Here is an 8,589-nt window from a genome sequence, read left to right on the forward strand (position 1 = left end):
ACCTCCGCCTGCGCCCTCCCGGCCAGTAACCGGCGGCGCAACCCCTTTGCAGGCCCCTCACCCCCGGCCGGAGGGACTGGGGCAAGCCGTGAAGGGTCCCTTCACAGTCATATCGACCGTGAAGGGTCCCTTCACAGTCAAATCGACCGTGAAGGGACCCTTCACGGCCACCACTCACGCGACTTCGCCGGAGCCCTGGTCGTATTGGCTGTGAGGGGGCCCCTCACGGCGCCCATTCCTGCCGGAGCGTGGGACTCGCCCGGGGGAGGGCCGGGCACCGCCGGGGCCCTCCGGACTTTGCCGGGGCCCTCCACCCGGGATGTCAGGTGGGTTCGACGAGGGTCTGGCGAAGCCACTGCTCGACGCCGACGATGTGGACGGTCGCCCACGCGCGCGCGACGTCGGGCTGGCGCGCCGCCAGCGCCTGCTGGATCGCGCGATGCTCGGTCAGCGTGCGCTCCACCACGCCTTCCTGCGTGATACCCCGCCAGGTCCGCGCGCGCTGCGTCCGGCCGGACACGCTCTCCACCAGCGACGACAGCACCGGATTTCCCGATCCGGCGGCGATCCTGCGGTGGAACTCGAGGTCGTTTTCCACCAGTTCGTCGACCGTGGGCCGCTCGCCCAGCGAATCGAGCAGCTCCGCGAGCCCTTGGATGTCCTCTGTGGACATCCGCTGCGCGGCCAGCTCCACGGCGGCGGGCTCGAGCACGCGCCGTGCTTCGAGGAACTGGAGCACGGTGTCGTCACGGTGGAAGTCCACGACGAAGCCCATCGCGTCCATCAGCAGCGACGGTTCCAGGCTCGTCACGTAGGTGCCGTCGCCGCGGCGGACGTCCAGGACCTGGATCAGCGACAGCGCGCGCACGGCCTCGCGCAGGGAATTGCGCGACAGGCCGAGCCGTTCGGCGAGGTCGGGCTCACGCGGCAGGCGGTCGCCCGGCTTCAGCTCGCCGTCCACGATCATCTGCTTGATCGCCTCGATGGCGTCGTCGGTCACCGACACGGCGGTCAGTTCCCTTTCCGGGCGAGCTGGCCGGACAGGCTCCAGACGAAGCGGAGGCCGTCGTCGGTGCCGGAATAGTCGTCCGGGGTGGCGTGCAGCGGCCCCACCGTCGCCTGCCAGCGCACGTTGGCGGGATGCTCTCGCAGCGCGTGACGCATCGCGGCGTAGTCCTCGACGTCGACGAGGTGGAACAGGTGCGTGCCGTCGCGCCAGATGCGCCAGTCCCGGACGCCGCTGGCGGTGAGCGCGGCCGCCACGTCGGCGGGGATGCTCTCGTGCACCGCCTCGTAGTCGAGTTCGGCGCCGGGCTTCAACTCCGTGTGCAGCGCGATCTCCGGCATACCACTCCTTCCCTCATCCTGAAGGCAGGATACATCCGATCTTTCCGCCGACCCTGGGGCGACACTCGGCTCGCATCCGGGTCTTCAGCGCGTTCAGATCCGATGACTGACCTGAAACGCTTCAAGTGCCCGAGAGGCAGGTCATCGACCGGATGCAACGGACGTTTCGCGGTGCGGAACCACTCGGCCGGTTGACTCACCTTCCCCGCGCCTGCCGCCGGTCCCTACGTTCGGTGGTGTTTCCCAGCCACCGAGGGAGGCCACGATGGCGCACTCCGTTTCCCCGGCACCGCCGGTCGAAGGTCGCTGCGACGCCCGGTTCGCCCCGGTGCGGGCGGCCTTCGAAGCCAACTTCGCCGAGCGCGGCGAGCTCGGCGCGGCGGTGGCGGTGCGGGCGCACGGGAAGACCGTGGTGGATCTGTGGGGCGGCTGGGCCGATCCCGGCCGGACCCGGCGGTGGGAACGGGACACCGTGGTCACCGTCTGGTCGACCACCAAGGGGGTGACCGCGCTGTGCGCGCACCTCCTCGCCGACCGCGGCCTGCTCGATTTCGACGCCCCGGTCGCACGGTACTGGCCGGAGTTCGCGGCCGCGGGCAAGGAAGGGCTCCCCGTGCGGTTCCTTCTCTCCCACCGGGCAGGCCTCGCCGGCCTGCGCGAGCCGCAGAGTGTCGCCGACCTGTACGACTGGGAGCTGACCACGGCCCGGCTCGCCGCCATGGAGCCCTGGTGGGAACCCGGTACGCGGCAGGGGTATCACGCCCTGACCTTCGGTTTCCTGGTCGGCGAACTCGTGCGGCGGATCACCGGGCGGCCGGTGGACGAGTTCCTGCGCCGCGAAGTCACCGGGCCGCTGGATCTCGACTTCGGCATCGGACTGCCCGAGGCCGAGGCGGGCCGGGCAGCCAGGCTGGTGCACGCGGAGGGCACGGCGGGCAGTTCGGCCTTGCTGACCGAGCTTCCCCCGGTCGCCGTCGCCGCACTGGCCAATCCCGTCGTGCGCGCGGCCGAAGCCAACAGCGCTCGGTGGCGCGCCGCCCGGCTCCCGGCCGCCAACGGCCACGGCACGGCGCGCGCGATCGCCGCACTGTACGGGATCTTCGCCGCCAACGGCCGGTGCGACGGACGGCGGATCCTTTCCCCCGAAGCCACCGAACGGGTCCGCGAGGGGCAGGGCGCCTGCCGCGACCTCATCCTCGGGGCCGGATTCGGCCACGAGACCGAACTCGGCCTGGGACTCTGGCTCAGCGGCGAAAACCGTTCGTACGGCCCCAATCCGCGCGCCGTCGGCCACGACGGCTTCGGCGGTTCCTGCGGGCTGGCCGACCCGGAGGCGCAGGTCAGCCTCGGCTACGTGATGAACAGGATGGGCCCCCACATCGCCGACGACCCGAGGAAGACCGCCCTGGTCGAGGCCCTCTACGCCTCCCTGTAGACCCGTTCGGGGAGCCGGGGCCCGCTCAGTGGAGGTGGTCCTGCCAGTCGGCGGGCACGCGCCCCGCGGGCCCGGGCACCGGCTGGTCCACCGGGCGGTGCTGCGGGGGCGCGAGGGCCGGGCCTTCGTACATCTCCTGCGTGACGTAGCTGTAGAACCAGTCCTCCCCCGGTTCGAAGCTCCGGATGAGCGGATGGCCGGTGGCTTCGGCGTGGGCGCTGGCGTGCTGCGAGGGCGACGTGTCGCAGCAGCCGATGTGGCCGCACTGCGCGCACCGCCTCAGGTGCACCCACCATCCCTCCGAGGCCAGGCATTCCGCGCACCCGGTGCCGCTCGGGGGCGCGGTGACGTCGATTCCGGTGTCTTCGGCCATCTGCTCTCTCCTCGTTTCCCCGGCCTGCCTGGGCCGGTCCGCACAGTCTTGCCCACCCGATCGCGGGACGCATCAGCCGGGGAATAGACCGGCGGGCACCCTGGTTCCACAGGCAGATGACACGTCAACCAAATTGGAGGCGGTACCGGTGAGCACGACACAGCTACGCCCGCAGGTGGACATCCGCCGGGCGGCCGAGCGCAGGGGCACCCGGATCGACTGGCTCGATTCGAAGCATTCGTTCTCCTTCGGCGGCCACCACGACCCGGACAACACCCACCACGGACTGCTCCTGGTCAACAACGACGACGTCGTGCAGCCCGGGACCGGGTTCGAGACCCATCCGCACCGCGACATGGAGATCGTCACCTGGGTGCTGCGGGGGTCGCTGGTGCACCAGGACTCCGAGGGGCACTCCGGCGTGATCTACCCCGGCCTGGCCCAGCGGATGAGTGCCGGCACCGGGATCCTGCACTCGGAGAAGAACGACTCGTGGCGGCTGGCGGGCGAGCGGCACAGCGATCCCGTCCACTTCGTCCAGATGTGGGTCGTGCCCGACGAGGCGGGGATCGAGCCGGGTTACGACCAGCAGGAGATCGACCACGAACTGCTCGCCGGCGAGCTGGTGCCGGTCGCCTCGGGCCTGCCCGCGCACGAGGGCATCGCCGCGATCCGCATCCGCAACCGGTACGCCGGGCTGCACGCCGCACGCCTGGAGCCCGGACAGCACGTCCAACTGCCCGACGCGCCACTGCTGCACCTGTTCGTACCCCGGGGCAGCGTGGACCTGGAAGGCGCCGGGGTGCTCGACACGGGCGACGCCGTGCGCTTCACCGCGACCGGCGGGCACCGGGTGACGGCGGTCGAACCCGCCGAGATCCTGGTCTGGGAAATGCACGCCACCCTCGGCTGAGAGGACGAGACCATGACCACCCCCGACCTCACCGCACTCGCCGGGCACCGCAGGCGGCTCCGGGAAGCGCATCTGCGCCCGGCCGCCGAGCGGCCCCGCTCCAGCGCGCGCGGACTCCACCACACGGCCCTGATCTCGGGCGACGTCGAGCGGACCATCCGGTTCTACCAGGACCTGCTGGAGTTCCCGCTCACCGAGCTCATCGAGAACCGCGACTACCCCGGGTCGTCGCACTTCTTCTTCGACATCGGCAACGGCAACCTGCTCGCCTTCTTCGACTTCCCCGGCTTGGACCTCGGTCCCTACGCGGAAGTGCTGGGCGGTCTCCACCACGTGGCGATCTCGGTGGAGCCCGCCCGATGGCAGAGGCTCAAGGACAAACTCGGCCAGGCCGGCGTCGAGCACGTGGTGCACAGCGAGGTGTCGGTGTACTTCCGCGACCCCGACGGCGCCCGGATCGAGCTGATCTCCGACCCCCTCGGCGAGATGTACGGCGAAACGGTGTTGTGAGGCGCCTGGTGCGTCCGCGGGGGTGCTGTCCACTTCGGACAGCGCCACCACCGCGACGAGGTGCTGCCGGGCCCGCGAGGGAAGGTATGGCGCCGGGAAAGCGTTACCCGGCCCGGAGCGCCGGCGTCGCCGTTGCCCCTCCCGCAAACCCTTGTCCGGAAAGGACTTCCATGTCGGCTCCCACCGAGCCCGGTACCACCGGCACGCCCTCGGCGCGCTCCGCCTCCAGTCTGCCGGGCCGGCTCGTCGCCCTCCTCGCCGTCACCGCCGGCCTGACCGTCGCCAACCTCTACTACGCTCAGCCCCTGCTCGCTTCGATCGGTGCCCTGTTCGGCCTGGGCACCGCGGCCACCGGCACGCTGATCACCCTCACCCAGATCGGCTATGTGCTGGGCATGCTGTTCCTGGTGCCGCTCGGGGACCGGCTCGAAAAGCGCGGCCTGATCATCGCGCTGCTCACGGTCACCACGGTCGCGCTCGTCGTGGCGGGCACGGCGACGGCGTTCCCCGTGCTGCTCGCCGCCTCACTGGTCAGCGGGGCGACGTCGGTGGTCGCGCAGATCGTGGTCCCGCTGGCCGCGAGCCTGGCGGACGACCGGGCCAGGGGACGGATCGTCGGCCGGGTGATGAGCGGGCTGCTCACCGGGATCCTGCTGTCCCGCACGATCAGCGCCTTCGTCTCCGACCTCGCCGGATGGCGCGTGGTCTACCTCGGCTCGGCCGGGCTGACCGTGATCCTCGCCGTGGCGCTGTGGTCGGCACTGCCCGCGCACGCTGCCACCACCCGCCTGCCCTACCATGCCGTCCTCGCCTCCACAGTCCGCCTGGTGCGCACGCATCCGTCCCTGGTGCGGCGCGGGCTCTACCAGGCCACGATGTTCGGCGCGTTCAGCGCCTTCTGGACGACGGTGTCGTTCGTCCTCACCGGAGGAGGCTTCGGCTACTCGGAGACGGGGGTCGGCCTGTTCGCACTGGTCGGTGCGGCCGGGGCGGCCGTGGCGCCGCTGGCCGGGCACTGGGCCGACCGGAACCTGACCCGTCCGATCACCGGCGCCGCCTTCGCCGTGGCGGCCGCGGGGGCGGCACTGGCCGGACTCGGGCAGCACAGCGTCGTCCTGCTGGCCCTGGCCGCGATCCTGATCGACATGGCGGTGCAGACCACGCTGATCCTGGGACAGCACACCATCTACGGGCTGGATCCCGCCGCGCGGGCGCGGCTCAACAGCGTCTTCATCGCCACGTTCTTCCTCGGCGGAGCGCTCGGCTCGCAGGTGGGGTCGATCGCCTACCACGCGGCGGGCTGGACCGCGGTGAGCGTCCTCGCCGCCGCCCTGCCCGTTCTCGGGCTGCTCTACTGGACGACCGAGCGGCGGGCCGCCCGCGTGGCCGAAGCCTGATCGCTCACAGCACGCCGGCCGGCGCATCGGCCGGCCGGCTGGTCCGCCTCTCTGATACAGTCAAAACTGCGCAGCTAAGCCTGTACAGATTGGGCTGCGGAACTGTGAGATGGGTGGTCATGGACGAGATGGTGGCCGAGTCGGCCGTGCGGGGCGCGCGCGAACTGCGGACCATGGTGGGCAGGCTGCGACGGCGGTTCAAGCGCACCTACGACAACGAGGGGCTGACTCCCTCCCAGACCTCCGCGCTGAGCCGGCTGGACAAGGAGGGACCGGCGTCGGCGAGCGAACTCGCGGCGGCGGAAGGGGTCCGCCACCAGTCCATGACGAGCACCCTGAACGCACTGGAAGAGCGAGGACTGGTCCAGCGGCGCGCGGACCCGCGGGACGGCCGCAGGCAACTGGTGTCGGTGAGCGAAGCCGGGCACGCCTTTCTCGAAGACAAGCGCCGCGCGGGCGAGGAGTGGCTGGCCCGCGCGCTGCACGACCGCTACACCGAGCGGGAGCGGCAGACGCTGCTGAAGGCGATGGCGCTCCTGGAAAGACTGACCGAGGCATGACGCCGCGCCGAGTCTCCCCCGGGGAGGGCTTCGACCGGAAGCTGCTCGCGCCGATGATCGTCGGGTCGATCCTGAACCCGGTCAACTCCTCGATCATCTCGGTGGCACTGGTGCCGATCGGGGTGGCGTTCGGTGCGCCCCCGTCGCAGACGGCGTGGCTCATTTCGGCGCTGTACCTGGCCACCGCCATCGGGCAGCCGGTCGTGGGCAGGCTGGTCGACCTCTACGGGCCCCGCCGCCTGTTCCTCGCCGGTACCGCGCTGACCGGGCTCGCCGGGATCACCGGGATGCTGGCCCCCGGCCTCGGGATGCTGATCGCGGCCCGCGTGCTGCTCGGATTCGGCACCTGCGCCGGTTATCCGTCCGCGATGTACCTCATCCGCAGCGAAGCCCGCCGCACCGGGCGCGACAGCCCCGCCGGGGTGCTCACGGCGGTGGCCGTCGCCACCCAGACGATCGCGGTGATCGGGCCCAGCCTCGGCGGGCTTCTCATCGGTTTCGGCGGCTGGCGCGCCACACTCGCGCTGAACATTCCACTCGCGGCGCTCGGCCTGGTCCTGGGTGCGCTGCGCCTGCCGAAGACACCCGGACCGGCAGGCGAAGGCGGCCGCAGTGGTCTGGACCTTCCCGGAATGGCCCTGTTCGCGGTCGCCCTGGTATCCCTGCTGCTGTTCCTGATGCACACCGACCCCGGCCACTGGTACCTGCTCGCCGCGACACTGGCCGCCGGAGCCGGATTCGTGGTGAGGGAACTGCGGGCGGCGTCGCCGTTCATCGATCTGCGGCTGCTCCGGGGGAACCTGCCCCTGGTCCTGACCTACCTGCGTGCCCTGCTCGCCTACGTGGTGGGTTACGCGTTCCTCTACGGCTACACCCAGTGGATGGAGCAGGGCCGCGGCCTTTCCGCCGCTCAGGCCGGGCTCGCGCAACTGCCCTTGTTCGCCGTGGGGATCCTCGTCTCGGTCGCCACGGGACGGCGTGCCCAGGTGCGCGGCAAACTGCTGGTGGGCGCGCTGGGGCAGATCGCCGCCTGCGTCCTGCTGCTCACCCTGGGCCCGGCCAGCCCGTTCTGGCTGCTCCTCGTCGTCGCCGTGGTGTTCGGCGTCCCCCAGGGACTGAACAGCCTCGCGCTGCAGAACTCCGTGTACCACCAAGCGGATCCGGAACGCATCGGCTCCTCGTCGGGTCTGCTGCGCACCTTCGGCTACCTGGGCGCCATCGTCGCCTCCGCCGCCAACGGCGCGTTCCTCGCCCGCCGGGCCGACACGACGGGGCTGCACCACCTGTCCTGGTTCATGCTCGGCACCGCCGTGCTGTTCCTCCTGGTGACCGCCGCGGATCGGGCGCTCGCCCGGGTGGGCGCCGCGACCGGGGCCGCCACCGCTTCCGTCCGACCGTGACACAACCCTCCGAAAGGAATGCCATGCCCGGCACCGCACTGCTCGTGATGGACGTCCAGCAGGCCATCATCGCCCACGTCCGGGACGACGGGTATCCCGCACGGCTCGCCGGAGCGGTCAAGGCCGCCCGCGCGGCCGGGATCCCCGTCATCCACGTGGTTCTCGGTTTCCGCGCCGGTCATCCCGAATGCACCCCGCGCAACAAGAACTTCGGCGCACTGCCGCCCGGCGCGTTCGCCGAAGGCGACCCCGGTTCCGTCATCCACCCGGCCGTCGAGCCCCTTCCCGGGGAGACCGTGGTGACGAAGAAGCGGGTGAGCGCCTTCACCGGCAGCGACCTGGAGCTGGTCCTGAGGGCCGCCGACCTCGACCACCTCGTGCTGACCGGGGTCGCCACGAGCGGGGTCGTGCTGTCCACGCTGCGCCAGGCCGCCGACCTCGACTACCGGCTCACCGTGCTGTCCGACGGCTGCTACGACCCGGATCCCGAGGTCCACCGGGTCCTGGTGGACAAGGTGCTCGCCAGGCAGGCCGAGGTGAGCACCATCGAGGAGTGGTCGGCCGCACTGGCGGGCTGACCCGCCGCGCCTCGCTCAGTACTGGGGAACTGCCGTGAAGGGTCCCTTGAGTTTTAACGTTGTGGTGGGTTGGGCT

The 8,589-nt window shown here is 71.2% G+C and carries 10 protein-coding genes; 7 read left to right on the plus strand and 3 right to left on the minus strand.

The genetic code is table 11. The annotated features are described in order from the left end of the window. Positions 1–322 precede the first annotated feature (322 nt). A complete protein-coding gene (locus tag FNH05_RS25320) occupies positions 323–1,006 on the minus strand; it encodes a FadR/GntR family transcriptional regulator (RefSeq protein WP_144591212.1) in 684 nt (227 codons plus the stop codon). Positions 1,007–1,011: 5 nt separating this feature from the next. Then, the gene (locus tag FNH05_RS25325; protein ID WP_144591213.1) at positions 1,012–1,347 is read right to left on the minus strand and encodes an L-rhamnose mutarotase; all 336 of its coding nucleotides are present in this window, start codon (positions 1,345–1,347) and stop codon (positions 1,012–1,014) included. Between the two features lie 265 nt (positions 1,348–1,612). Here FNH05_RS25325 and FNH05_RS25330 point away from each other — a divergent pair, with 265 nt between their 5' ends. Further along, positions 1,613–2,782: a serine hydrolase domain-containing protein gene (locus tag FNH05_RS25330; RefSeq protein WP_144591214.1), complete on the plus strand. Its 1,170-nt coding sequence runs from the start codon at positions 1,613–1,615 to the stop codon at positions 2,780–2,782. A 25-nt stretch (positions 2,783–2,807) separates the two neighbouring features. On the opposite strand, the gene FNH05_RS25335 is transcribed toward FNH05_RS25330, so the two are convergent. Continuing rightward, complete coding sequence (locus tag FNH05_RS25335; protein ID WP_144591215.1) at positions 2,808–3,155, minus strand: UBP-type zinc finger domain-containing protein; 348 nt, start codon at positions 3,153–3,155, stop codon at positions 2,808–2,810. 148 nt (positions 3,156–3,303) lie between these two features. Between FNH05_RS25335 and FNH05_RS25340 the strand changes: the two genes are divergently transcribed. The 6 genes from FNH05_RS25340 to FNH05_RS25365 all read left to right on the plus strand — a co-directional run bounded on the left by FNH05_RS25340 (position 3,304) and on the right by FNH05_RS25365 (position 8,513). Next, positions 3,304–4,068: a pirin family protein gene (locus FNH05_RS25340; RefSeq protein ID WP_186382728.1), complete on the plus strand. Its 765-nt coding sequence runs from the start codon at positions 3,304–3,306 to the stop codon at positions 4,066–4,068. Positions 4,069–4,080: 12 nt separating this feature from the next. Next, entirely contained in the window at positions 4,081–4,578 is a 498-nt protein-coding gene (locus tag FNH05_RS25345) for a VOC family protein (RefSeq protein ID WP_144591216.1), read from the plus strand. A 170-nt stretch (positions 4,579–4,748) separates the two neighbouring features. Beyond that, positions 4,749–5,975, plus strand: a complete 1,227-nt coding sequence (locus FNH05_RS25350; RefSeq protein ID WP_144591217.1) for an MFS transporter — start codon at positions 4,749–4,751, stop codon at positions 5,973–5,975. Positions 5,976–6,094: 119 nt separating this feature from the next. Continuing rightward, entirely contained in the window at positions 6,095–6,535 is a 441-nt protein-coding gene (locus FNH05_RS25355; RefSeq protein ID WP_144591218.1) for a MarR family winged helix-turn-helix transcriptional regulator, read from the plus strand. Then, on the plus strand, positions 6,532–7,935 hold the full coding sequence (locus FNH05_RS25360) for an MFS transporter (protein ID WP_144591219.1): 1,404 nt from the start codon (positions 6,532–6,534) through the stop codon (positions 7,933–7,935). The genes FNH05_RS25355 and FNH05_RS25360 overlap by 4 nt, the downstream gene beginning before the upstream one ends. A gap of 23 nt (positions 7,936–7,958) precedes the next feature. Next, positions 7,959–8,513 (plus strand): cysteine hydrolase family protein, encoded by a 555-nt coding sequence (locus FNH05_RS25365; protein ID WP_144591220.1) that lies wholly within the window; start codon positions 7,959–7,961, stop codon positions 8,511–8,513. The last annotated feature ends 76 nt before the right edge of the window (positions 8,514–8,589 follow it).

This window comes from Amycolatopsis rhizosphaerae (assembly GCF_007713715.1).
Lineage (GTDB): Bacteria > Actinomycetota > Actinomycetes > Mycobacteriales > Pseudonocardiaceae > Amycolatopsis_E > Amycolatopsis_E rhizosphaerae.

Bases quoted from the DNA above. Each gene is read 5' to 3' on its own strand.
- FNH05_RS25325 (WP_144591213.1), bottom strand. From the start codon at position 1,347: ATGCCGGAGATCGCGCTGCACACGGAGTTGAAGCCCGGCGCCGAACTC.
- FNH05_RS25330 (WP_144591214.1), top strand. From the start codon at position 1,613: ATGGCGCACTCCGTTTCCCCGGCACCGCCGGTCGAAGGTCGCTGCGAC.
- FNH05_RS25335 (WP_144591215.1), bottom strand. From the start codon at position 3,155: ATGGCCGAAGACACCGGAATCGACGTCACCGCGCCCCCGAGCGGCACC.
- FNH05_RS25345 (WP_144591216.1), top strand. From the start codon at position 4,081: ATGACCACCCCCGACCTCACCGCACTCGCCGGGCACCGCAGGCGGCTC.
- FNH05_RS25350 (WP_144591217.1), top strand. From the start codon at position 4,749: ATGTCGGCTCCCACCGAGCCCGGTACCACCGGCACGCCCTCGGCGCGC.
- FNH05_RS25355 (WP_144591218.1), top strand. From the start codon at position 6,095: ATGGACGAGATGGTGGCCGAGTCGGCCGTGCGGGGCGCGCGCGAACTG.
- FNH05_RS25360 (WP_144591219.1), top strand. From the start codon at position 6,532: ATGACGCCGCGCCGAGTCTCCCCCGGGGAGGGCTTCGACCGGAAGCTG.
- FNH05_RS25365 (WP_144591220.1), top strand. From the start codon at position 7,959: ATGCCCGGCACCGCACTGCTCGTGATGGACGTCCAGCAGGCCATCATC.